This window comes from Pseudomonas sp. TE36184 (assembly GCF_054060055.1).
The window spans coordinates 4111783-4135998 of sequence record NZ_JBSSCU010000001.1 but is presented as its reverse complement, the minus strand read 5'-3'; the positions used below and the strand labels follow the sequence as shown (position 1 = coordinate 4135998).

The window sequence follows — 24216 nt, the reverse complement described above, 5'->3', positions numbered from 1 at the left end:
GCATGAATGTGACTGCGCTAACTCTGATTCCGGGCCAACTGAGCCTTGCCCAACTGCGGGCCATCTACCAGCAGCCGGTAACGATCAATCTGGATGACAGCGCCACTGCGCAGATCGACGCCAGTGTGGCCTGCGTTGAGCAGATTCTCGCCGAGAACCGCACCGCCTACGGCATCAACACCGGTTTCGGCCTGCTGGCCTCGACCCGCATCGCCAGCGAAGACCTGGAAAACCTCCAGCGTTCCCTGGTGCTGTCCCACGCCGCCGGCGTCGGTGAGCCGATCAGCGATGCGCTGGTGCGGCTGGTCATGGTGCTCAAGGTCAACAGCCTGAGCCGTGGGTTTTCCGGGATTCGCCGCCAGGTGATCGACGCGCTGATCGCGCTGATCAACGCCGAGGTGTACCCGCACATCCCGCTCAAAGGCTCGGTCGGTGCCTCCGGTGACTTGGCGCCCTTGGCCCATATGTCCCTGGTGCTGCTCGGCGAAGGCAAGGCGCGCTACCAAGGCGAATGGCTGGAGGCGACTGCTGCGCTGAAAATCGCCGGTCTCACCCCGCTGACCCTGGCCGCCAAGGAAGGCCTGGCGCTGCTCAACGGCACCCAGGTGTCCACGGCGTATGCGCTGCGGGGCTTGTTCGAGGGCGAGGATCTGTTCGCCGGTGCCCTCGCGTGCGGCAGCCTCACCGTGGAAGCGGTGCTGGGTTCGCGCTCGCCGTTCGATGCGCGCATTCACGCCGCGCGCGGCCAGCGTGGGCAGATCGATTCGGCGGCGGCTTACCGCGACCTGCTGGGCGAAAGCAGCCAGGTGTCGCAGTCGCACCAGAACTGCGACAAGGTGCAAGACCCTTATTCCCTGCGCTGCCAGCCACAAGTCATGGGCGCCTGCCTGACCCAGTTCCGCCAGGCCGCCGAGGTGCTGGTGATCGAGGCCAACGCGGTGTCGGATAACCCGCTGGTATTCGCCGCCGAAGGCGACGTGATCTCCGGCGGCAACTTCCACGCCGAACCGGTGGCCATGGCCGCCGACAACATGGCGCTGGCCATCGCTGAAATCGGCTCGCTGAGCGAGCGGCGTATTTCGTTGATGATGGACAAGCACATGTCGCAACTGCCGCCGTTCCTGGTGGGCAATGGCGGGGTGAACTCCGGCTTCATGATCGCCCAGGTGACCGCCGCGGCACTCGCCAGCGAAAACAAGGCACTCGCCCATCCCCATAGTGTCGACAGCCTGCCGACCTCGGCCAACCAGGAAGACCATGTGTCGATGGCTCCGGCTGCGGGCAAGCGCTTGTGGGAAATGGCTGAAAACGTTCGCGGCATCCTGGCCGTGGAATGGCTGGCGGCGTGCCAGGGCCTGGACCTGCGCGAATGCCTGAAGACCTCGCCGAAGCTGGAAAAAGCGCGCGCCACCCTGCGCGGCAAAGTGGCGTTCTACGATAAAGACCGCTTCTTCGCCCCGGACATCATCGCCGCCACTGAACTGCTCGCCAGCCGCTGCCTGAATGAACTGGTGCCGGCCAAGTTGCTGCCGAGCCTTTGAAAAACCCTCCGCCCCTGTAGGAGCGAGCTTGCTCGCGAAGAACCCCCAGGCGCCGCGAGCTATCAGGTAGCACGCGTTATCGTTGAGGTTTTTCGCGAGCAAGCTCGCTCCTACAGGGAACAGCGACCACCTTGGGAGGCATTGATGAAAGTCCTTTGGCAACACTGCCACATCGCAACCATGGCCCACGGCAATTACTCGATCATCGAGGATGCCGCCCTGGTCACTGCCGGTTCGCTGATCGAGTGGATCGGCCCGCGCAGCGAAGTGCCGGCTGCGGATTACGCCCAGGTGCATGACCTGCACGGCGCGTGGGTCACCCCCGGGCTGATCGACTGTCACACCCACACGGTGTTCGGCGGTAACCGCAGTGGTGAATTCGAGCAACGCCTTCAAGGCGTCAGCTACGCCGACATCGCCGCCCAGGGCGGCGGTATTGCCAGCACCGTGCGCGCCACCCGCGCCGCCAGCGAGGATGAACTGTTCGAAAGCGCCCACAAGCGCCTGCGCAGTTTGCTGCGCGACGGCGTGACCACGGTGGAGATCAAATCCGGCTACGGCCTCGACCTGGCCAGCGAGCGCAAGTTGCTGCGGGTGATTCGGCGCCTCGGCGACGCGCTGCCGGTCAGCGTGCGCGCCACCTGCCTGGCCGCCCATGCGTTGCCGCCGGAGTACAAGGACCGCGCCGACGCCTACATCGATCACATCTGCAGCGAAATGCTCCCGGCCCTGGCCGCGGAAGGGCTGGTGGACGCGGTGGATGCGTTTTGCGAATACCTGGCGTTCTCGCCGGCGCAGGTGGAGCGTGTGTTCAAGGTCGCGCGGCAACTCGGCCTGCCGGTGAAGCTGCACGCCGAGCAACTGTCGTCGCTGCACGGTTCCAGCCTGGCCGCGCGTTACCAGGCGCTGTCGGCGGATCACCTGGAGTTCATGGCCGAAGACGACGCTATCGCCATGGCCGCTGCCGGCACCGTCGCGGTGCTGCTGCCGGGCGCGTTCTACTTCCTGCGCGAAACTCAACTGCCGCCGATGGAGGCCCTGCGCAAGCACGGGGTGAAGATCGCCATCGCCAGCGACCTCAACCCCGGTACTTCACCGGCCTTGTCGGTGCGCCTGATGCTGAACATGGCCTGCACCCTGTTTCGCATGACCCCGGAAGAAGCCCTGGCCGGCGCCACCCAACATGCCGCCACTGCGCTGGGCATGGGCGATACCCATGGCTCGCTGGAAGTGGGCAAGGTCGCCGACTTTGTCGCCTGGCAGATCGATCGTCCCGCCGACCTGGCCTACTGGCTGGGCGGCGAGCTTGAAAAACGCGTCGTGCGCCACGGCGTCGATGTCACTGTTTAAGGAGTCGCACTGTGGATAACGTTCTGAGCTTCAAACAAGGCCGCGTGCCGCTGCTGATCAGCATGCCCCACGCCGGCCTGCGCCTGACGCCTGCCGTGCAGGCCGGGCTGATCCCCGAGGCACAAAGCCTGCCGGACACCGATTGGCATATCCCCACGCTGTATGACTTTGCCGAAGAACTCGGCGCCAGCACCCTGGCGGCGGAGTACTCGCGGTTTGTCATCGACCTGAACCGGCCCTCCGACGACACGCCGCTGTACGCCGGCGCCACCACTGGTTTGTACCCGTCGATCCTGTTCGATGGTGTGCCATTGTTCCGCGAAGGCCTGGCGCCATCCAGGGAAGAGCGCGCCACCTACCTCGAGCAGATCTGGATGCCGTATCACCGCACCCTGCAAGACGAACTGGCGCGGCTCAAGGCCGAATTCGGCTACGCACTGTTGTTCGACGCACATTCGATCCGCTCGGTGATCCCGCACCTGTTCGACGGCAAACTGCCGGACTTCAACCTCGGCACCTTCAACAACGCCGCCTGCGACCCTGGGCTGGCCAGCCAACTGGAAGCCATCTGCGCCGCGCATCCGCAGTACACCCATGTGCTCAACGGACGCTTCAAGGGCGGGCATATCACCCGGCATTACGGCAACCCGGCGCAGAACATTCATGCCGTGCAGTTGGAGTTGTGCCAGAGCACGTATATGGAAGAGTTCGAGCCGTTCCGTTATCGCGCGGATCTGGCGGGGCCGACGCGGGGGGTGTTGAAGCAGTTGTTGGACGGTTTTCTGGGGTGGGGGCAGAAGCGTTACTGCTGAAGTAGGTGGTCTATAGACGTATCGTAGGAACCAGGTGGTGCAATGGTTGCGGTCTCTCCTGGATAAAATGTAGGCGGTTTGCTACTGCCTACGTAGTCCGCGTCTTTATTAATAACGCGAGCGCTAAGGCATTAAAGCCTCTTGCTAATCTGCGTCCCCGCATCGTTGATAGCAAGGTAGGACTTAGGTGTCTCAAGAAGGAGAGTTTAGTGTTGTCATAAGCCAAGTGCAGATGGCAGCAATTTTGGAGCGTGAATCTTTGAGTGCCACTGAAATTGCGACTAATCGTATATTTGGAGGTTTGCGTATTGTTGGTGGGATTATCGAGTTGGGAGGAGCTGGCGTGCTCTGTGCAATACCCGAACCTACGATGATCACTAAGGTGGGATGTGCTGCCATGGGCATTCACGCTGCCGACCAATTGGCAGCGGGCAGCGCCCAATTGCTAACAGGCCTTACCGTTGACTCTTATGCCTATAAATCTGGTCAGGCAATGGCAAACGGCTTAGGCGCGTCTGCGCAAGTGGGGCAGGGGATGGGATTGGCTATGGAGTTCGCCGTTCCGCTCTCCGTTGCTAATCTCTACAACGCTTTCAGAGTTTCCTCCATCCGAGCAGGGCGGATGACACTGAACGTCAGTGAGCGACCGTTGCATGCACCTAAGAGTCTCGGGGGCGGACATGCCTATAGCGTTCATGTCGACAAGCCACTTGAGTTTTTGCAAAAGAGGGCGCTGAAAATGCCTGGGGCCGAGAGCATTTCCACGTTCGGTAATGCTGAGAAGGCAGAATGGGCTGTCAGTCAGGTATTGCAAAGGAACAAACTCAAAGTAATCTTCATGTCGAAAGTTAAGATGCGCTCAAGTGTATACACCCTTGAGGCGGATCTTGGTCAAATCGTGGGTTGGGGCATTCGCCCACGATCGCCTGCAACCGTCATTGAGATGACTAAAGTGCGAGTGGTCATAAAATATGCAGAATTCAACAATATGCCCATGTATATTTTGACGGCGTTCCCAATCCTTTGAGGCAGTCAATGGCTTACGGGTATCTAGAAAGCTTCATGTATGGTGAAGTGGCAGATGGCGTAGGCGCATGGCTCGTCGACGCCGAGTCAAACGTCGCGCCTACGGCGCTTTCGGATATTGTGAAGGGGTATGTTGATAGCCGATCACGCTTCGCATCTTTTATGCTCAAAAGAGATATTGGACGCTACCTGAAAGCAAACCTCACCGCTACGGGCCTGAAAAACGCCGCTCCGTTTGACTATGAGCTTTGCTTTTCCGAGCAGTATTTTGGCTGTAGTAATCAACAGTTCTTGCAGCAGGTCTCTCAGTTACTTGATGTAAATCTCAAGCGTACTAAGTGGCGAAACGTAAAACGTTTTTTGAAATGGCGCTGAGATGCCATGTTGATGATCTTGCTGCTTCTACGGTCAGACTTCGTCCGCTGCGAGAAGATGGGTTGTTGGAGCCTTCAGGGTCAGCCCCCTATCAACACGACCGGTGGCGTCGTAGTGAGGAGTTGGCGGTGTGGGTCTGGATCAGGTTGCGAGTTCGTCGTAGTGATGGTTTAGGTTGCCAGCGGCGCTTTGTTCGGTGAGCAGTTGGCCCAGTGGGTCGTAGACGTATTCGGTGCGGTCGTCATCGGTCATTTCTGAGTGAATTGTAGGACTGATCCCAAAGGCCGGTTGAGCCCCGGCCAGCGCGAGGGCGACCACGATTCTAAAAGTCATAAACCCAAAGCTCACTAAATACAAAGTCGAGATCAAAATGATCGGTCAACGAATCGAAGTCATCGTATTCCTCCGGCAGCGAGAGGCCTATGCCGTTGACTTGGTCAATTTGTACGAAACCCGCCCACGCCACTTGCTCTTTGGAGAGCCTTAGGACATCGGCTACAGTCATTCCCGGCCATAGCATATTTTCATAATTACCCTTGAAAGCAGTATTGCAAGAGATAGCAGAAATGACGCCATCGACGCCGTGATACGCCGTAATAAACCCGTTGTCGATGGTGAATGAATCGGGGCTGTTATGGGTTTTGTACTTATCTGACAGACGTGCTTGTACTTGTGTAATGCTTTCTCCAATGGCTATTCCGCCGATCGAAACTTTTGGCACTATTACGTTAGTCAAATTCATAACTATCTCTATTTCGGAGCATTCACTAATGCCCCGTCTACAAAAACTGGACTATCGACAATTTTTTCGTACTTTACAAAATCTGTTGGAACTACGCGTCCTTGGACTTCCCCATTCCGGTAGACTTTCCAGTAGCTGGGTTGGTGGACGCCTCCGCCCGGATGGTAGTCCAGGACATCCTTGTTTCCGGGTTTTGTCGTCCTAGTAACTTGGGTGTGCTGAGTCTTGTTGGTGTTCAAATTTGTGATGCTTTTGGTATAGCCTTTTTTCAATAACGACGCTTCAACTTGCTGTGTAGTGGTCACTGAGGCGTTTTGCCGGAAAGCTTGCTCGTCCATTTTTTAGAAATGTTTCTCCCTCTATTAAAGGCTTTAATGCAAGTTGGCCCGAGGGGGGCTACCCATTCGATTGGATTTTTGCATAGGCATAGAGGTTAATCCCCCCCATCAACCCAATCGGATCCGGCGTCGTAAACCGCCCCACATCCGGGTCATAAAACCTGAACGTATTGAAGTGCAACCCCGTCTCCCGATCCAGATACTGCCCCAGTCTAGACTTGTTTTTCTGTGTACATGTAAAATACATCTTCCGAGCAGTAGAATACTTTTCTCTTTTGATGTGCTTGGATTGGAGAAATTAATAACTCCCTCAATTCATCTGAATCTATGGCCTCAAAAATAAAATTCAACAAGTCGTCCTTTTTTGCTTTATACAACCTTCCTTTGAAGATTGTTTTTTTTCCTTTGCGTGCGGTTAAATTATGTGCCACGTAGTAGCAGTCCGAATTTAAATATGACTTCATATCTGCAAGCGAGTCGAAAATTTTTACCATATCCCCGTACAGTATCGGCTTTTGCATCATTGAGTAGATATCTTCCCTACTTTCGGTTGGGCCCAATTCCGACTTTATAAGTTTTTCAAAGCGATAGCTGTTTTTCATTTTAGTTTGGGATGTCATAAAAAATATGACCATCCCCTCCATTTTTATACCACTTGATGTGAGGTGTATCCCCGAAGCCGCCCTCTGGAGCCATATGCTGCTCGTAACCTTTTGGGTATTTTGCTACACCGTCGGCGCGGGCGCTTTGGGTATGAGCCTTGTAACGGTTCATATTGCCTTGCGATTCTTTCAAGAAAAATTTTGCATCTGAGCTTGATTTCACCTTAACTTGAAATTTCCCCCCATTTGCCATAGCCATCTTGCTATCTGCAACCGCTTGCTTCCACTCTTTTGAACCTTTAGTTAGTGCGTGCATCTGCGATGCTTTTTGATTCAGTTTTCCCTTGTAGGTACTGCACGCCAATCCTTTGGGATCGACCCACCCGAAAGGGTTCGGAGCATATTGATATAGATTCAATCCGCCCGCTAACCCGATCGGGTCAGGCGTGGTGAATCGTCCGATATCCGGATCATAAAACCTGAACGTGTTGTAGTGCAGCCCCGTCTCCCGATCCAGATACTGCCCCTGAAACCGCAGGTTCTGCTCTTCAATGTAGTAAGGCTCACGCACCTCTTCTGCCGTGTTCCCCCACACCCGATAAGTCGCCCGCCACACCGTTTCCCCATCAGCTTCCGTCAGTTGCTCCGGCAACCCATTCAAGTCGTTGTGGTAATAGCGCACGCTCTGGTGTTCGCCCACGCCATCAATCCGGGCCAGCGGCGTGTAGCCATCGTCCTCATAGAGATACAGGCTGGTTTGACTATGCCGATGCTCCTGCAGCAGGCGCAGGCCATCCCAGGTGAAGCGGGTTTCTCCCAGCGCATAACCCCGGCTGTCGTGTTCGGTTTTAGTGATGCGTCGACCGAGCGGGTCGTAGGTCATGTTCACAACCGTTTCTCGCTCGCCTTTTTGGCTGCGCACTTGGATCAAGCGGTGTTCAGCATCGTAGGCAAAGCGCTGTACGCCGCGTTTGGCGCTGCGCTTTTCGATCATTCGGCCGAAGCCGTCGTAGCGGTAACGCTTGTCCTGGTAGGTCAGCAGTTTGTTATGCACCACCAGCCCGGCGCCGGGTTGCGGGCCGTCGAGCAGGTTGGCGGCGGCGTCGTAGGCGAAGGTTTCGCGCTGACCTTGAGTGTTGTCCTGGGTAGCGATAATCCGGCCGGTGGCGTCGTAGTGCAGCAGTTCGAGGTGTTCGTCTTCCCGGCGGCTGATCAGGTTGTTGGCGGGGTCGTACTCGAAGTGCTTTTGCGCGGCCGCCGGCATCAACGAGGGCTGGCTGGCGTGGCGGCGCTGGCGGGCGCGCAGGCGGCCGCTGCGGTCGTATTCGCTGCGGGTGCTGAGTTGGCCTTGGGTGCGCAGCACTTCGCGGTGTAGACGGTCGCGTTCGAAGTCGCTGATGACGTGGCCGTCGAGGTTGATCTGGTGCAGGTGGCCGCTGCCGTAGTACAGGCGATTGAGCCAGCGGCCGTCGGGCAGTTGCGTTTGGATCAGGTTGCCGAGTTCGTCGTAGTGGTGGTGCAGAGTGCCCGCTGAACTCTGTTCGGCAAGCAACTGGCCAAGGGCGTCGTAAGCGAAACAAAGTGCCTGGGTATTGCCCTGCAAGTCGGTGAAGGTGACCGCTGTTAGCTGGTCTACCGCGTCGTAGCTGTAGTGGGTGCGGCCATCGTCGGTGGTCTTGGCAATCAACCGGCCAACCGCATCGCGCTCCAGCCGATGAATGATGGGGGCCGGTGGATCCTCGGGAACTATCGCCAAGCCATTGCCATAGGGCGCCGCAGCGGCGGTCACTGCCGTGATGTTATCCAGCCGGTCGTAGTCGTAGCGCTTGGCGCTGCCGTCAAGATCTTGTTGCTCGGTCAACCGATCCCCGGCATCCCAGGCAAACCGATAACGTTCGCCGTTCTCGTTGGTCAGCGCTTGCAGTCGCCCGTAGCTGTCATAGCCCAGTTGCACCTGTCGTCCATGGGCGTCGGTGCGCTGGCGTACCTGGCCGCGACGGTTGTGCTGGTAGAGCGTGGTGTGCCCGGCGGGATCGGTATAGCCCACCAACTGACCGCTGGCATCGCGCTGATATTGCTCGGTGCGCCCGTCCGGCAGTTGGCTGTTGAGTAAACGCCCGTTGGCGTCATAGCTGAATTGAGTGCGTTCGCCGAGGGCGTCGGTGATGACGTGCAAATAGCCGCGCTCGTCGTAGCGAAAGCGCGTGGGGTAGCCTGAGCAATCGACATGCTCGACCAGTTGCCCGAACGGGTTCCAGCGCAGCTTTTTACTTTTGCCGGTGGCGTCGATGATTTCCACTGCTTGGCCGAAGCGGTCGTATCGATAGCGCGTTGTCTGACCAAGTGGATCGATTTCGCTGACGCAGTTGCCGCGCGGGTCGTACCGGTATTGCCAGGCCTGTCCGGCGGCATCGGTTTCCACCAACGGCAGCGACCAATGCTCCAGCCACACGGTGGATTCGATCCGCCCCAACGGATCTTGCGTCTCGCACAGGTTGCCGGACTCGTCGTAACCGAACTTCCACTGACCGCCCTGAGGATCGGTGGCACCGAGCAACTGGCGCTCGTCATTCCATTCGAATTGCCAGGTTTGGCCGAGGTTGTCGGTGTATTCGGTGATCTGGTACTGCGGATTCCATTGGCGGGTGCTGACCCGTTGCAAGCCATCGGTAATCCGCGTGATCCCAGCTTGTAGGTCATAGTCGAACTGGTAGTCGTCGCCCTCGTCGGTCCAGTGTCGGACTACGCGCCATTCGTAGTCGTCCACACAGGCCCATTGGTAATAGCAACGCAGCCCGGTAGGTCGTTGGTGCTCGACCATGCGCTGGCCGCTGTCGTAGGCAAAGCGGCGCTGTAGATGCCCGGCAGTATCGCGAACTTCGGCCAGGTCGCCATGAGCGTCATAGGCATAGCTGACTAGGGTTTCGCGGCTGTGGTCGGCGAACAGCCGTTCAATCTGCTCGAGCCGGCCGAGTTTGTAGCCGAGTTCGATTCGCACATCATTGAGGGAATCGCGTAACCGGCTCAGCCGACCTTGGGCGTCATAGTCGAGGAGGATGCGGTTGTCGTTGCGGTCCCCTAATTGGCTCAAGCGCAGGTGCGACGGGTTGCCGGGCGTTGGTTCGAACAGCCGATAGAGCCCGTCGACGCTTTCAATCAGCAACTGCCCGTCGGCATGGCGCCGCACGCTCAGGCCTTCGCCCGCGCTGAACACCGCGCCGCCCAAGGGGATCACGCCCATGTCGATCTGCCGGGCCTGCTCGTCGGTGTAGACCAGGCGCTCGCCGCCCTCAGGAAGCCCACCCATCTCGACGAAGACTTCGTAGATCACACTCCAACCGGCGCCGAACAGGCCATCGCGGCGTTCATCCCGGCTGCTGTAGTAGCGCTGCCACTCGATAGGCAACAGGCCTGGCAGGGCGAAGTCCAAGTCGTCTTCACCGTCGAGAACTTTCGCGCCCGTGGCGCTGTGTACCGGGTTGGGCGAACCCACGACCGCCGAGGTGATGGCATTGCTCACCTGACTGCTGCCCCACGACACCAGCCCGCCCACGACCATGCACGGCAACGTGCTGAAGAACTTCGCGCCACCGCCGCGCAACGTCAGCAGCGCCGTCACCGCCAGCCCGACACCGGGCGTCTTGCCGCTGCGAATCTCGCGAACCACCACGGGCGCTCCGCCGATGATCACATTCGGCGAAATCTGTACCGTCCCAACCTTGGCCTCGCAGGTGCTCCGATCACCACTGCGCACGGCGGGCTGGCCGTTGATAAATACGCGACTGGAACCCTCGGCCATGTATTGCTCTGGCATCGGCGCGTGTTTATGGCAGTCGACTTTATCGCCAGGACAAGGCGCAGCGCCCGCCACCGGAGAGGCCACCGTTGGGCGCCATAGCTGAGAGAAAAACCCTTCAGCGATATCCAGATAAGAAGGCTCACCACCTGGCGCTGCGATCACATCCGAGATTTTGCCAGCCGCCCGCGCAGCGGGTTTACCGTTGATGAATACGTTGGGCGAACCGCTGCTGATGAAGGCGTCGATGACGGGAGGAAACAGGGCATTGGCGAAATACTCACATAATCGTGAGAGGCCTTTATCCGCGCCGGTTTTGCTCATGCCGACGCCGACCACCGCACCCACCACGGCGCCGAGTACCACGCAGCCGAGACCGCCAGTCGCCACGGTTACACCCGCCGCGGCAACCACCGCCGCTGTCGCCAATGCGGTCACGGCCACGTTGGCGGCAATCTCCAGGACTCCGCCTAAAACGTCGGCCAGCATGGAACTGTGCAGAAGCGCATCGCCCTCGCGGGCGGCCCAAGGCGTGTCGGTCATGCGTAACGATCCGTGTCTGAAAAAGACCCGGATCAAATCACGCAGTGGCGGTATTGCTCAGGTGAGACTTTCCGATGCGCTTGTAGGAATGCTCCTGAGGTTGATCGGCCAAACTCTCCACTTGTATGCCAAGCACCTGCACGCGGCGGGCGTGAACGCGCTGCTGTACTGCGGCCAAAGTCTGGTCCATGGCTGTTTGCGGGCGCAGAGCGAGGTGGAGGAGGGCGACCGGCTCTACAACGGCCTATTGGCTTACCTGGGTAGCGAACTGCTGACACAGGTCTAAGTGCTCAAGGACATGCTCATTGCACAATTCGGGTTTATAGTGCCAGACGGCAAAATAAAAGACGTCCCCCCAGGGATGAACCCGACCCCCTACGGAGCGCGCAATGCAGACTTGGTACCCGCAGATCAAACCCTACGCCCGGCACGATCTGGCCGTCGATGACACCCACACCCTGTATGTCGATGAAAGTGGCTCCCCCGAAGGCTTGCCTGTCGTATTCATCCATGGTGGCCCTGGTTCCGGTTGCGACGCCAACAGCCGCTGCTATTTCGATCCGAACCTGTACCACATCGTCACCTTTGACCAGCGGGGCTGCGGGCGTTCCTCTCCCCGCGCCAGCCTGGAAAACAACACCACCTGGGACCTGGTCGCCGACCTCGAGCGCATTCGCGAGTACCTGGGCATCGACAAATGGGTGTTGTTCGGCGGCTCCTGGGGTTCGACCCTGGCGCTGGCCTACGCGCAAACCCATCCCGAGCGCGTGCATGGCCTGATCGTGCGCGGGATTTTCCTGGCCAGGCCCCAGGACATCCGCTGGTTTTACCAGGAAGGCGCCAGCCGCCTGTTCCCGGATTACTGGCAGGATTACCTTGCGCCGATCCCCCTGGACGAGCGCCACGACCTGCTCACCGCGTACCACAAGCGCCTGACCGGCAACGACCAGATTGCCCAGATGCACGCCGCCAAGGCCTGGTCCACCTGGGAAGGGCGCATGTTGGGCCTGTGCCCGAACCCGCAGTTGATCGAGCGTTTCGCCGAGCCCCAGCGTGCGCTGTCGATTGCCCGCATCGAGTGCCACTACTTCACCAATAATTCCTTCCTGGAACCCGACCAGCTGATTCGCGACATGCACAAGATCGCCCATCTGCCTGGCGTAATCATCCACGGCCGCTACGATATGATCTGTCCGCTGGATAACGCGTGGGAGCTGCATCAAGCCTGGCCGAACAGTGAACTGCAGGTGATCCGCGAGGCGGGCCATGCGGCGTCCGAGCCGGGCATCACCGATGCCTTGGTGCGCGCGACCGGCGAGATGGCGCGTCGTCTGCTGGACTTGCCGCCTGAAGAAGCATGAAGGGCCTGTTGCAACGGGTGCGCGGCGCCCGGGTCGAGGTCGCGGGCGAAATCGTGGGGGCGGTCGACCAGGGTTTGCTGGTGCTGGTGGCCGTCGAACCGGGGGATACTGTCGAGAGCGCCGACAAACTGCTGCACAAACTGCTTAACTATCGGGTGTTCAGCGACGACGATGGCAAGATGAACTTGTCGCTCAAGGATATCGACGGCGGTTTGCTGCTGGTGTCGCAGTTCACCCTGGCGGCGGATACCAAAAGCGGGCTGCGGCCAAGTTTCTCTACCGCCGCGCCGCCGGCCCTGGGGGCGGCACTTTTTGCGCACTTGCTGTTACAAGCGCAACAATTGCATGGCAAGGTGGCGTCAGGGCGTTTTGGTGCGGATATGCAGGTTCATTTGGTCAATGATGGCCCTGTGACCTTCCTCCTACAGACATGAATGTATTAAAAACGACGTTAATGCCTAAAAACGCAGGGTTTCGCTACAAATACTTCGTTGTCCCTGATGCGTTGTCTCGCGGGCTACTAGATAATCGCGCGCTACGGGGATCAGCGTTGATTGGTCCATTTTTGACTTAGGTAGAGACTTGTCCGACAGCCTCAGGGGAATCATTTTGCCTCAGGGGAGTCGGAACAATGCTCGCCAACCTGGCATATAGATAGCTGGCCGTTGGTTTTTTGATCTGTTTTCGGCGAGGGTTGCTCGTGATTGTTAGTCCCTGTAATGCACCAAAATTGTCTGCCAAACGGTTACGAAACGCACTGGTGACGGGCTCCGCCCTGTTTTGCCTGTTCGGCGCGGGTCAACTGTGGGCATTCAGTCTGGATGATGTGTCGGCCAAGGCGAAAGAGCTGGCCGGGCAGAAATACGAAGCTCCGCGCAGCAATCTGCCGAACGAATTCCGCGAAATGAAGTTCGCTGACTACCAGAAGATTCGTTTCCGCAACGAAAAAGCCGAGTGGGCTGATCAGAACACCCCGTTCAAGCTGTCCTTCTATCACCAGGGTATGCACTTCGATACACCGGTGAAGATCAACGAAGTCACCGCCGACAGCGTCCAGGAAATCAAATACGACCCGACGCGCTTCGATTTCGGCGACGTCAAATTTGATCCCAAGGCCACTGAGCAGCTGGGTTATGCCGGTTTCCGCGTGCTGTTCCCGATCAACAAGGGCGACAAGCAAGACGAAATCATGACCATGCTCGGCGCCAGCTATTTCCGCGTCGTGGGCAAGGACCAAGTGTATGGCCTGTCCGCCCGTGGCATGGCGATCGATACCGCGCTGCCGTCCGGCGAAGAATTCCCGCGTTTCACCGAGTTCTGGATCGAGCGTCCGAAGCCGGGTGACAAGCATCTGGTGATCTTCGCCCTGCTCGATTCGCCGCGCGCCACCGGCGCCTATCGCCTGATCCTGCGCCCTGGCACCGACACCGTGGTCGACGTCAAGTCCCAGATGTTCCTACGCGACAAGGTCAGCAAGCTGGGCGTTGCCCCGTTGACCTCGATGTTCCTGTTCGGCGCGAACCAGCCGTCCAAGGTCCTCAACTACCGTCGCGAGCTGCATGATTCCAGCGGCCTGTCGATCCATGCCGGCAATGGCGAGTGGATCTGGCGCCCGCTGAACAACCCTAAACACTTGTCGGTCAGCAACTTCACCGTGGAAAACCCACGTGGTTTCGGCCTGCTGCAACGCGGTCGCAACTTCAGCCACTACGAAGACCTGGACGACAACTACGACAAGCGCCCAAGCGCCTGGATCGAGCCTGAAGGCGACTGGGGCAAGGGTTCCGTCGACCTGGTAGAGATCCCGACCGCCGACGAAACCAACGACAACATCGTTGCCTTCTGGAGCCCGGAAAAACTGCCGGAAGTCGGCCAGCCGCTGGATGTTGCCTACCGCCTGCACTGGACCCTGGACGACGCCGCGTTCCATTCGCCGGACAGCGCCTGGGTCAAGCAGACCCTGCGTTCCACCGGCGACGTGAAGCAGTCCAACCTGATCCGTCAGCCGGATGGCAGCGTCGCGTACCTGGTGGACTTCGAAGGCCCGGCCCTGAAGAAACTGCTGCCGGACGCCCCGGTGCGCAGCCAGGTGAGCGTGGGTGACAACGCCGAGCTAGTGGAAAACAGCGTGCGTTACAACGAGCACACCAAAGGCTGGCGCCTGACCCTGCGCATGAAGATCAAGGACGCAAGCAAGCCGACCGAAATGCGTGCGGCCCTGGTCCAGGACATCGTGCAGCCTGAGCCCGAGAAGGTCTCGACCCAAGTGCTCAAGGCTGACAAGGTTTTGGCCAAGCAGCACGAGAAACAAGCCAAGAAAGACGCCAAAGACAAGGAAGCCAAGCAGCCAGAAGCTGCCCCAGCCACACCGGAGCCGATCAAGACCGAGCAAGTCCTGACCGAAACCTGGAGCTATCAGTTGCCTGCCGATGAGTAATTCTCAAGTCCAGCCAGAGACTCTGTCCGAGTACCTGGCGCATCTGCCGATGACCGCAGAGCAGCGCGCCGAACTGGCGGGCTGCACATCCTTCAGCGAACTGCACGAACGTTTGTCGTCCAAGGCGTTCGATGCGCCGGTCGACGCCGCCCAGGCGTCGGTTGGCCGCCGGTTGACCCTCAGCACGGCCGAAGAGCTGGAGGACGCCGAAATGCTGGCGCTCGACGCCAGCGGCCGGGTGTGCCTCAAGGCGACGCCGCCGATTCGTCGGACCAAGGTGGTACCGGAGCCGTGGCGCACCAATATCCTGGTGCGCGGCTGGCGCCGGCTGACCGGCCGGACCAACCCGCCGAAGCCGCCGAAAGACGAACGCGTGCTGCCGGCGGCGCGCTGGCGCACGGTCGGTTCGATCCGTCGCTATATCCTGCTGGTGTTGATGCTCGGCCAGACCATCGTGGCCGGCTGGTACATGAAAGGCATCATGCCGTACCAGGGCTGGTCGCTGGTCGACTTCGACGAGATCCGCAACCAGACCTTGCTGCAGACCGCGACCCAAGTGCTGCCATACGCCCTGCAAACCAGCATCCTGATCATGTTCGGGATCTTGTTCTGCTGGGTGTCGGCCGGTTTCTGGACCGCGTTGATGGGCTTCCTCGAGCTGCTGACCGGCCACGACAAGTACCGGATCTCCGGTAAAAGTGCCGGCCACGAGCCGATTCCGAAGAATGCGCGCACCGCGCTGGTGATGCCGATCTGCAACGAAGACGTGCCCCGCGTATTCGCTGGCCTGCGCGCGACGTTCGAGTCGGTCGCGGCGACCGGTGACCTGGACCGCTTCGACTTCTTCGTGCTCAGCGACAGTAACGACGCCGACATCTGCATCGCCGAACAGCAAGCCTGGCTCGACGTGTGCCGCGAAGCCGGTGGCTTCGGCAAGATCTTCTATCGCCGCCGTCGCCGTCGTGTCAAACGCAAGAGCGGCAACCTCGACGACTTCTGCCGTCGCTGGGGCGGTGACTACAAGTACATGGTCGTTCTCGACGCCGACAGCGTGATGAGCGGCGAATGCCTGACCAGCCTGGTGCGCCTGATGGAAGCCACGCCGGATGCCGGGATTATCCAGACCGCGCCACGGGCGTCGGGCATGGACACCCTGTATGCGCGCATGCAGCAGTTCGCCACCCGCGTGTACGGCCCGCTGTTCACCGCCGGCCTGCACTTCTGGCAGCTGGGTGAATCCCACTATTGGGGTCACAACGCAATCATCCGCATGAAGCCGTTTATCGAGCACTGCGCCCTCGCGCCGTTGCCGGGTAAAGGCGCGTTCGCCGGTGCGATCCTCTCCCACGACTTCGTCGAAGCCGCGCTGATGCGCCGTGCCGGCTGGGGCGTGTGGATTGCCTACGACCTGCCGGGCAGCTACGAAGAACTGCCGCCGAACCTGCTGGACGAACTCAAGCGCGACCGTCGCTGGTGCCACGGCAACCTGATGAACTTCCGCCTGTTCCTGGTCAAGGGCATGCACCCGGTTCACCGTGCGGTGTTCCTCACCGGTGTGATGTCCTACCTGTCGGCCCCGTTGTGGTTCTTCTTCCTGGTGCTGTCGACGGCGTTGCTGGCGGTGAACACCTTGATGGAGCCGCAGTACTTCATGGCGCCGCGCCAGTTGTACCCGCTGTGGCCGCAATGGCATCCGGACAAGGCGGTGGCGCTGTTCTCCACCACCGTCGTGCTGCTGTTCCTGCCGAAGTTGCTGAGCGTCATCCTGATCTGGGCCAAGGGCGCGAAAGAGTTCGGTGGCAAGTTCAAGGTGACAATGTCGATGCTGCTGGAGATGCTGTTCTCCATGCTGCTGGCGCCGGTGCGGATGATCTTCCACACCCGCTTCGTCCTCGCCGCGTTCCTCGGCTGGGCCGCGACCTGGAATTCGCCGCAGCGTGACGACGACTCCACCCCCTGGGGTGAAGCGGTCAAGCGCCACGGTCCGCAAACCTTGCTCGGCTTCCTCTGGGCGCTGCTGGTGGTGTGGTTGAACCCGAGCTTCCTGTGGTGGCTGGTCCCGATCGTCGGTTCGTTGATGCTGTCGATCCCGGTGTCGGTGATTTCCAGCCGGGTCAAGCTGGGCCTCAAGTCCCGTGACGAGAGCCTGTTCCTGATCCCTGAGGAATACAATCCGCCGCAGGCGCTGCTGTCGACCGAGAAGTACACCCACGAAAACCGCTGGCACGCCCTCAATGACGGGTTCGTGCGTTCGGTGGTCGACCCGCAGCAGAACGCCCTGGCCTGCGCCCTGGCGACCTCGCGTCACCGTGAGGCGGAGCCGATCGAGTACCTGCGTGGCGAGCGCGTGCGCTATGCGTTGAAAGTCGGCCCGACCGGCCTCAACAACGCCGAACGCCTGGCCCTGCTCAGTGACCCGGTGGCCCTGGCCCGCCTGCACGAGCAGGTCTGGAGCGAAGGGCATGCCGAGTGGCTGGGCGCCTGGCGTCAGTCCTTCAAGTCCGACCCGCACGCGCCATTGCTGCCGTTGCAACCGTTGTCGTCCCAGGCTCAACCGGCCTGATTCAGACGCCCCCGAGGGTTCTCCTCGGGGGCGCTTGAAGCGCTGGTCCTACAGCGTTTCCCGTCTCTTCCTTTGTGCTCTAACTCCTTGTTATTTCGAAACAAAAGTCCCTGGTTCGAGGCGTATTGCCGTGCCTGTGTCTGAGTTAGCATCGCCCCCCGAAATTTGACTCGAGCACAGGGGGATTCATGATCAAAAGGTATTGTTCGGCATTGCTGATGGGCGCTGTCGCATTGATTCACGGTGCTCTGGTGCAGGCCGGCGCGCTGGACGACGCCGTTCGGCGTGGCGTGCTGAAAGTCGGCACCACGCCCACTTACGTGCCGTTTGAGATGACCGATAAACAGGGGCGTATCGTCGGTTTTGAAGTCGACTTGCTGCACGCGATGAGCCGCGCCCTGGGGGTCGAGCTTGAGCTGGTGGCGGTGCCGTACACCGAGTTGCTGTCGGGGCTGATGGCGAGGAAATTCGATCTGATCGGCAGCGGCATGACCGTCACGCAGGAGCGCAACCTCAAGCTGAATTTCAGCGACTCGTTTATCGTGGTCGGCCAAACGGTGTTGCTGCACCCGCGCCTGGCCGGCAAGGTCGCCAGCATTGAAGACCTGGACGAGGCCGGCTACCGCATCGCCACCACCGAAGGCACTACCGCGCAGGCGGCGGCGCAGCGGTTTCTGGGGGCGGCTCGGCTCAGCAGTTTCGCCACGCCGGAGGAAGGGGTGCGCCAGGTGGTGAGCGGGGTGGCCGATGCGTTTATTCATGATGCGCCTTACAACCTGATCGCCATGACCCGGCCGGAAAACCAGGCATTGCTGGCGCTGGAGCAACCCTTCACCTACGAGCCCCTGGCGTTCGGCCTGAAAAAAGGCGATTACGACAGCCTGAACTGGATCAACCATTTCCTCAACCAAGTGGCCCAGGACGGCACCTACGATCGGCTGTACGACAAGTGGTTCAAGGACACCGACTGGATGGCCGAGGTCGACTGAAAGTCATACCTACTTACACATCAATCAATTGCCCTCGCCCAACAATGAAGTGTCTACGTCTGCGCTTTGCCGCAGTGCTGTAGGGCTATTCCGACATACCTCGACAACTATTACCGGTGAAACCTTTGTACCGGGCAGCGAGTGGGTTAGGATCGCACCCCGAAATGGTGCGGCCCTTTTTGCGCGCCGACTTCATAAGAATCGTTCAGGGGACTTGATGATGAAAAAGTATCTTTCGATGCTGCTGCTCGGCGTCACCGCGCTGGTCGCGGCCAATGTGGCTCAGGCCGGGGCCATCGATGATGCGGTCAAGCGCGGCACGCTGAAAGTCGGTATGGACCCGACCTACATGCCATTCGAAATGACCGACAAGCGTGGTGAAATCATCGGCTTCGAAGTCGACATCCTCAAGGCCATGGCCAAGTCCATGGGCGTCAAGCTGGAGCTGGTGTCCACCGGCTACGACGGCATCATCCCGGCCTTCCTCACCGGCAAGTTCGACATGATCGGCAGCGGCATGACCCTGACCCAGGAACGCAACCTGCGCCTGAACTTCAGCGAACCGTTCATCGTGGTTGGCCAGACCCTGCTGATCCGCAAGGACCTGGAAGGCACCATCAAGTCCTACAAAGACCTGAACGACGAGAAATACCGCCTGACCTCCAAGCTCGGCACCACCGGCGAGATGGTCGCCAAGAAGCTGATCTCCAAGGCCAAGTACCACGGCTACGACAACGAACAGGAAGGCGTGCTGGACGTGGTCAACGGCAAGGCCGATGCCTTTGTGTATGACGCACCGTACAACGTCGTCGCCGAGAAGAAAGTCGGTAATGGCAAGCTGGTGTTCCTCGAAGAACCCTTTACCTTTGAACCGCTGGCCTTCGGTCTGAAGAAAGGCGATTACGACAGCATCAACTTCATCAACAACTTCCTGCACCAGATCAAGAACGACGGCACCTACGATCGCATCCATGACAAGTGGTTCAAGAGCTCCGAGTGGCTCAAGGACATGGAATAACGCCGGCTCCTATGGCTCCTGCTTTCTGTAGGAGCGAGCTTGCTCGCGAAGGCCGTCAACGATAACGCTGGCTTGCTGAATAAACGCGGTGTCTTTGAGTTTTTCGCGAGCAAGCTCGCTCCTACAAAATGCCTTGACTGAATGGCATTAGGGCAAGACCGCCCGCCACAAAGGTGGGGGCTTACCCGACCCTTTTGGATGTTGAGTAATGAAACAGAAAAAAGCCCAATGGCCCTGGCACCTGCTGACCGTGGTCGTGCTCGTCGGCCTGGCGGGCGCCTTGTACTACGCCACGTCGCTGATGTCCTACGAATGGCGCTGGAACCGCGTACCGCAATATTTCGCCTATCAGGCCGAAACATCGCAGCGCGCGGCGGATATCTCCACCGTTGTCGAGCTGGTGCGCAAAGGCGATGTGGCCGAAGTCACCCTGCGCAACGACGCGGGCACGGAGCAAAAGCTCAGCGTGGCCGACAACAGCCTGAAAGTGGCGCGCGGCGATGACGTGGCGGAAGGCGATGTAGTGGGCGTGACCCGGCAGTGGGCGCTGGGCCCGTTGATGTGGGGCTTGTGGACCACCTTGTGGCTGTCCTTCGTGTCCGGCGTGCTGGGTTTGGCGATTGGTCTGGCGACGGGCCTGTGCCGGCTGTCCAGCAACCCGACCTTGCGCGATCTGTCGACGATCTACGTCGAACTGGTGCGCGGCACGCCGCTGTTGGTGCAGATTTTCATCTTCTATTTCTTTATCGGCACGGTGCTCAACCTGTCCCGGGAGTTTGCCGGGATCGCCGCGCTGTCGCTGTTCACCGGGGCCTATGTGGCGGAAATCGTCCGCGCTGGTGTGCAGTCGATCACCCGTGGCCAGAACGAAGCCGCGCGCTCGTTGGGCTTGAGTGCCAGCCAGTCGATGCGCCATGTGGTGCTGCCGCAGGCGTTCAAGCGCGTGCTGCCGCCCCTGGCCGGGCAGTTTATCAGCCTGGTGAAAGACACTTCGCTGGTGTCGGTGATCGCGATCACCGAGTTGCTCAAGAGCGGCCGCGAAGTCATCACCACTTCGTTTTCGCCGTTTGAAATCCTGTTCTGCGTGGCAGGCCTGTACCTGTTGATCAACCTGCCGCTGTCGAAAATGGCCAGCCGGCTTGAGCGGAGGCTCGCGCAAAGTGATTGAAGTCCGCGATCTGGTAAAAGTCTTCGACACCCGTGGCCATGTGGTGCGCGCGGTGGACCACGTCACCACCCAGGTCGCCAAGGGCGAAGTGCTGGTGGTGATCGGCCCGTCCGGCTCCGGCAAGTCGACCTTCCTGCGCTGCCTCAACGGCCTGGAAGAGTTCGATTCGGGGTCGGTGAGCATCGACGGCCTGCAACTGGCCGATCCGAAAACCGACGTGAACGCCTATCGCCGCGAAGTCGGCATGGTGTTCCAGCACTTCAACCTGTTCCCCCACATGACCGTGCTGGAGAACCTGTGCCTGGCGCAGAAAGTCGTGCGCAAGCGCGGCAAAAAAGAGCGTGAAGCCAAGGCCCTGGCGTTGCTGGAAAAGGTCGGCATCGCGCAAAAGGCCAACGAGTTTCCCTCGCGTCTGTCCGGCGGCCAGCAGCAGCGGGTGGCGATAGCCCGCGCGCTGGCGATGGAGCCCAAGGTGATGCTGTTCGACGAGCCCACCTCGGCCCTCGACCCGGAAATGGTCGGCGAAGTGCTCGACGTCATGAAAACCCTGGCCCTGGAAGGCATGACCATGGTCTGCGTCACCCACGAAATGGGCTTCGCCCGTGAAGTGGCGGACCGGGTGTTGTTCTTCGATCACGGCAAGCTGCTCGAAGACGCGTCCCCGGCCGAGTTCTTCGATGCGCCGAAAGACCCGCGAGCCCAGGCCTTCCTGCGCCAGGTGCTGTGAGCCTCAGAGCCTGAACTTGCCGACCAGTGTCTGCAAATCCAGGCTCAACTGGCTCAACTGAGCGCTCGCCGCCGCCGTTTCTTCACTGGCGGCGGCGGTTTGCTCGGACACATCGCGCACCTTCAACACACTGCGATTGATCTCCTCGGCCACCGCGCTTTGTTCCTCGGCGGCGGCGGCAATCTGCGGGTTCATTTCCTGGATGACCGACACCGTGCGCGCAATGGCCGCCAGGGCGTCGCCGGCGTCGCGGGTCAGGCTGACGCTGTTGTCCGTCAGGCTGCGACTGCTGTCCATGATGTCCGCCACCTGCTGGGTGCCGGTATGCAGACGCAAGATCAGTCCTTCAATTTCCTCGGCCGATTCCTGCGTGCGTAGGGCCAGGCTGCGCACTTCATCGGCGACCACCGCGAAACCTTCCCCGGCACTGCCCGCGCGCGCCGCTTCGATGGCGGCGTTCAAGGCCAGCAGGTTGGTCTGCTGGGAGACTGACTTGATCACGTCGAGCACGCTGCCGATCTGTTGGCTCTCCTGCTGCAACGCCAGCATCGCCCGGCTGGACAGCGCCATTTCACTGGCCAGGTGGCCGATCTGCTCCACCGCCTGCGCAACCACTTTGTCGCCGAGGTGGGTCTGTTGGTCGGCTTCGCTCGCCGCGATCGACGCTTGCTCGGCATGCCGGGCGACCTCCTGGGCGGTGGCGAGCATTTCATTCATGGCCGTGGCCACCTGGTCGGTTTCGTCCTTTTGGTTGTTGACCCCGGCGCGGGTTTGCTCGGTGACGGTGGATAGCTGCATAGCCGCGCTGGCGATTTGCCGGGCGCTGTCGCCGATGCCGCTGATCAGGCCACGCAGGTTGCGGATCATCTGCGCCATGCTCTGCTGCAACTGGCCCAGTTCATCGCGGCGCTCCACGGCGGGGTTTTCGCTTAAGTCGCCCGCGGCAATGCGGTTGGCGACGGCCAAGGCCTCGCGCAACGGCACGGCGATTTGCCGGGCGATCCACCAGGCCGCCAAGGCCCCCAGCAGCAGGGCGGCAAGGGTGACGCTGATCAGCAGGGTTCGGGTGTGCTGCGCTTCCCGGTCGCGTTTGAACGCCTGGCCCTGGCTGACCAGATCGCTTTGCGCCAGCAACTGATTGAGTTGTTGTTCAAAGCGGTTTTGCACGGTCTCGGTGTCGAGTTGTGCCTGCTTGAGCGTGGTCAGCAGCGCACGGTATTGCGCGAGGTCGGTTTTGAGCAGGGTGGCGTCCACGGGCAGGCTGGTGACGGCGACTTGAGCGACGTCCAGGGCGTCGAGGGCCTTGCCCACCGCTTCGGCATAGGCCTGCAACGACTCGGCGGCCCAGGCGGGGCTGCGCGCGCGATCTTCGGCCTGTTCCATGGCCTGGCGCAGATCTTCGATGGCGTCGAGCGCCTGCTGGTCTTGCTGGTCAGGCAGTTCGCTGGCCAGTTGCGCGAGGGTGTCGCTGGCTTGCAGGGCGGCTTTTTGCAGCGGCGGCCGGGCGTTTTCCCGCTGTTCGATCAACGGCGGCAATTCCACCAGCACCGCTTTGAAGGCGGCCACCAGGCGTTCAGCTTCCTCGAGACGTTGCAGGTCGGTCGGGTCTTTCATGTGTTTTGACAGGTAGTCGAGGTGCTGGTCGATTTTTTCGATCTGCCGCGTCATTTTACCCAGGCTGGCCGTGTCGGTGAGCGTTCGGTACACGATGCGGTCGGCGCGCATGGCCTCCGCGTCGGCGGCCAGTTGGCCCAGCACCGTCAGGTTGCTGGAGCGGAACAGTGCGGCATTCAAGGCCTGCCAGCCTGTCATGGCGATGATGAAACTGAGGACCAGCACCTGGCCAAAACCCAGGGCGAGTTTGAGTCGGACGCTGGCGTTGACCAGCAAGCGGGTCAGCCGAGGAAACATGATGAACCTCCAAATCTGAAAAAGCGCTGCGCAACAAGGCAAACGCTAAAACGATTTGGGGTGAGGGCGGGCTGATAAGCGTGTAGGAAATTTCACAAGATGCTGAAGTGCGGCGACCCGGATGGGTCGCCGCCCAGCCCGGTCAGATGCGGAAACGTCCGACCAGGGTTTGCAGGTAGATGCCCAGGCGCGCCAGTTCGGCGCTGGAAGCGGCGGTCTCTTCACTGGCCGAGGACGTCTGTTCTGACACATCGCGCACATTCAGCACGCTGCGGTTGATCTCTTCGGCCACGGCGCTTTGTTGCTCGGCGGCGGTGGCGATCTGCGAGTTCATCGCCTGGATCGTCGATACGGTACGGGTGATGTTCGCCAGGGCGCTGCCGGCGCGGCGCGTCAATTCGACGCTGCTGTCGGTCAGCCCACGGCTGTTGTCCATGATGGTCGCCACTTGCTGGGTGCCCGTTTGCAGGCCGACGATCAGCTCTTCGATCTCTTCCGTGGATTTTTGCGTGCGCTGGGCCAGGCTGCGCACTTCATCGGCCACCACCGCGAAGCCGCGCCCGGCTTCACCGGCACGCGCTGCTTCAATCGCGGCGTTCAGCGCCAGCAGGTTGGTTTGCTGGGCCACCGACTTGATCACGTCGAGCACGCTGCCGATCTTGTCGCTTTCGCGCTTGAGATGGCCCATGGCCTCGGTGGAGTTGCCGACTTCGGTGGCCAGGCGTTCGATCTGGGCGATGGCTTCACCGACCACCTTGTCGCCTTCGCGGGCCTGCTGGTCCGCTGCCACGGCGGCTTCGGACGCTTCCTCGGCGTTGCGCGCAACTTCCTGCACGGTCGCGGCCATTTCATTCATGGCCGTGGCGACTTGGTCGGTCTCGATTTTCTGATTGTTGACCCCGGCGCTGGTCTGCTCG

Annotated in this window: 19 protein-coding genes and 2 pseudogenes; 14 read left to right on the top strand and 7 right to left on the bottom strand. The window is 60.3% G+C overall.

Annotated features, from left to right (window positions below; all coding sequences use genetic code 11):
- Positions 1 to 2 precede the first annotated feature (2 nt).
- The 5 genes from hutH to ACVWZP_RS18580 all read left to right on the top strand — a co-directional run bounded on the left by hutH (position 3) and on the right by ACVWZP_RS18580 (position 5104).
- Positions 3 to 1541: a histidine ammonia-lyase gene (hutH, locus tag ACVWZP_RS18600; protein WP_457370004.1), complete on the top strand. Its 1539-nt coding sequence runs from the start codon at positions 3 to 5 to the stop codon at positions 1539 to 1541.
- Between the two features lie 144 nt (positions 1542 to 1685).
- The gene (gene hutI, locus ACVWZP_RS18595) at positions 1686 to 2891 is read left to right on the top strand and encodes an imidazolonepropionase (RefSeq protein WP_457370003.1); all 1206 of its coding nucleotides are present in this window, start codon (positions 1686 to 1688) and stop codon (positions 2889 to 2891) included.
- 11 nt (positions 2892 to 2902) lie between these two features.
- Positions 2903 to 3703 carry an N-formylglutamate deformylase gene (gene hutG / locus ACVWZP_RS18590; protein ID WP_457370002.1) on the top strand — a complete coding sequence of 267 codons (801 nt, stop codon included), beginning with the start codon at positions 2903 to 2905 and terminating at the stop codon, positions 3701 to 3703.
- A 187-nt stretch (positions 3704 to 3890) separates the two neighbouring features.
- Positions 3891 to 4730: an RNase A-like domain-containing protein gene (locus ACVWZP_RS18585; protein ID WP_057003619.1), complete on the top strand. Its 840-nt coding sequence runs from the start codon at positions 3891 to 3893 to the stop codon at positions 4728 to 4730.
- Positions 4731 to 4738: 8 nt separating this feature from the next.
- Complete coding sequence (locus ACVWZP_RS18580) at positions 4739 to 5104, top strand: hypothetical protein (RefSeq protein ID WP_057003620.1); 366 nt, start codon at positions 4739 to 4741, stop codon at positions 5102 to 5104.
- 141 nt (positions 5105 to 5245) lie between these two features.
- On the opposite strand, the gene ACVWZP_RS18575 is transcribed toward ACVWZP_RS18580, so the two are convergent.
- The 5 genes and pseudogenes from ACVWZP_RS18575 to ACVWZP_RS18555 all read right to left on the bottom strand — a co-directional run bounded on the left by ACVWZP_RS18575 (position 5246) and on the right by ACVWZP_RS18555 (position 11125).
- The gene (locus ACVWZP_RS18575) at positions 5246 to 5437 is read right to left on the bottom strand and encodes a hypothetical protein (protein ID WP_132849963.1); all 192 of its coding nucleotides are present in this window, start codon (positions 5435 to 5437) and stop codon (positions 5246 to 5248) included.
- Positions 5427 to 5846, bottom strand: a complete 420-nt coding sequence (locus ACVWZP_RS18570; protein WP_057003621.1) for a hypothetical protein — start codon at positions 5844 to 5846, stop codon at positions 5427 to 5429. The genes ACVWZP_RS18575 and ACVWZP_RS18570 overlap by 11 nt, the downstream gene beginning before the upstream one ends.
- A gap of 385 nt (positions 5847 to 6231) precedes the next feature.
- Positions 6232 to 6398 (bottom strand): annotated as a pseudogene (locus ACVWZP_RS18565) (RHS repeat-associated core domain-containing protein); the annotation flags it as partial.
- Positions 6397 to 6804, bottom strand: a complete 408-nt coding sequence (locus ACVWZP_RS18560; protein ID WP_227778768.1) for a hypothetical protein — start codon at positions 6802 to 6804, stop codon at positions 6397 to 6399. The gene ACVWZP_RS18560 and the pseudogene ACVWZP_RS18565, both read right to left, overlap by 2 nt.
- Positions 6788 to 11125 (bottom strand): RHS repeat-associated core domain-containing protein, encoded by a 4338-nt coding sequence (locus tag ACVWZP_RS18555; RefSeq protein ID WP_457370001.1) that lies wholly within the window; start codon positions 11123 to 11125, stop codon positions 6788 to 6790. Before ACVWZP_RS18555 ends, ACVWZP_RS18560 begins: the two co-directional genes overlap by 17 nt.
- On the opposite strand from ACVWZP_RS18555, the gene ACVWZP_RS18550 reads away from it, so the two are divergent.
- From ACVWZP_RS18550 to ACVWZP_RS18510, 9 genes and pseudogenes are all read left to right on the top strand, one after another.
- Positions 11124 to 11411, top strand: a complete 288-nt coding sequence (locus ACVWZP_RS18550; RefSeq protein ID WP_457370000.1) for a hypothetical protein — start codon at positions 11124 to 11126, stop codon at positions 11409 to 11411. The two genes, ACVWZP_RS18555 and ACVWZP_RS18550, sit on opposite strands and share 2 nt — an antisense overlap.
- A 103-nt stretch (positions 11412 to 11514) precedes the next feature.
- Positions 11515 to 12486, top strand: a complete 972-nt coding sequence (pip, locus tag ACVWZP_RS18545) for a prolyl aminopeptidase (protein WP_457369999.1) — start codon at positions 11515 to 11517, stop codon at positions 12484 to 12486.
- Positions 12483 to 12920, top strand: coding sequence for a D-aminoacyl-tRNA deacylase (gene dtd / locus ACVWZP_RS18540; protein ID WP_017849898.1), 438 nt, complete (start codon positions 12483 to 12485; stop codon positions 12918 to 12920). Before pip ends, dtd begins: the two co-directional genes overlap by 4 nt.
- Before the next feature lie 323 nt (positions 12921 to 13243).
- The gene (locus ACVWZP_RS18535; RefSeq protein ID WP_186354518.1) at positions 13244 to 14923 is read left to right on the top strand and encodes a glucan biosynthesis protein G; all 1680 of its coding nucleotides are present in this window, start codon (positions 13244 to 13246) and stop codon (positions 14921 to 14923) included.
- Positions 14916 to 17524, top strand: a pseudogene (gene mdoH / locus ACVWZP_RS18530) (glucans biosynthesis glucosyltransferase MdoH). The gene ACVWZP_RS18535 and the pseudogene mdoH overlap by 8 nt, the downstream one beginning before the upstream one ends.
- A 150-nt stretch (positions 17525 to 17674) precedes the next feature.
- On the top strand, positions 17675 to 18475 hold the full coding sequence (locus ACVWZP_RS18525; protein WP_046384983.1) for a transporter substrate-binding domain-containing protein: 801 nt from the start codon (positions 17675 to 17677) through the stop codon (positions 18473 to 18475).
- A gap of 220 nt (positions 18476 to 18695) precedes the next feature.
- A complete protein-coding gene (locus ACVWZP_RS18520; protein WP_046384982.1) occupies positions 18696 to 19493 on the top strand; it encodes a transporter substrate-binding domain-containing protein in 798 nt (265 codons plus the stop codon).
- Between the two features lie 208 nt (positions 19494 to 19701).
- The gene (locus tag ACVWZP_RS18515) at positions 19702 to 20661 is read left to right on the top strand and encodes an amino acid ABC transporter permease (RefSeq protein WP_017849893.1); all 960 of its coding nucleotides are present in this window, start codon (positions 19702 to 19704) and stop codon (positions 20659 to 20661) included.
- Complete coding sequence (locus ACVWZP_RS18510; RefSeq protein ID WP_017849892.1) at positions 20654 to 21388, top strand: amino acid ABC transporter ATP-binding protein; 735 nt, start codon at positions 20654 to 20656, stop codon at positions 21386 to 21388. Before ACVWZP_RS18515 ends, ACVWZP_RS18510 begins: the two co-directional genes overlap by 8 nt.
- Positions 21389 to 21391: 3 nt before the next feature.
- Here the strand turns inward: ACVWZP_RS18510 and ACVWZP_RS18505 are convergent, their stop codons facing one another.
- Both ACVWZP_RS18505 and ACVWZP_RS18500 read right to left on the bottom strand, forming a co-directional pair.
- Positions 21392 to 23299 carry a methyl-accepting chemotaxis protein gene (locus ACVWZP_RS18505; protein ID WP_046384980.1) on the bottom strand — a complete coding sequence of 636 codons (1908 nt, stop codon included), beginning with the start codon at positions 23297 to 23299 and terminating at the stop codon, positions 21392 to 21394.
- A gap of 142 nt (positions 23300 to 23441) precedes the next feature.
- Positions 23442 to 24155 carry a methyl-accepting chemotaxis protein gene (locus ACVWZP_RS18500; protein WP_370737573.1) on the bottom strand — a complete coding sequence of 238 codons (714 nt, stop codon included), beginning with the start codon at positions 24153 to 24155 and terminating at the stop codon, positions 23442 to 23444.
- Positions 24156 to 24216: the final 61 nt, after the last annotated feature.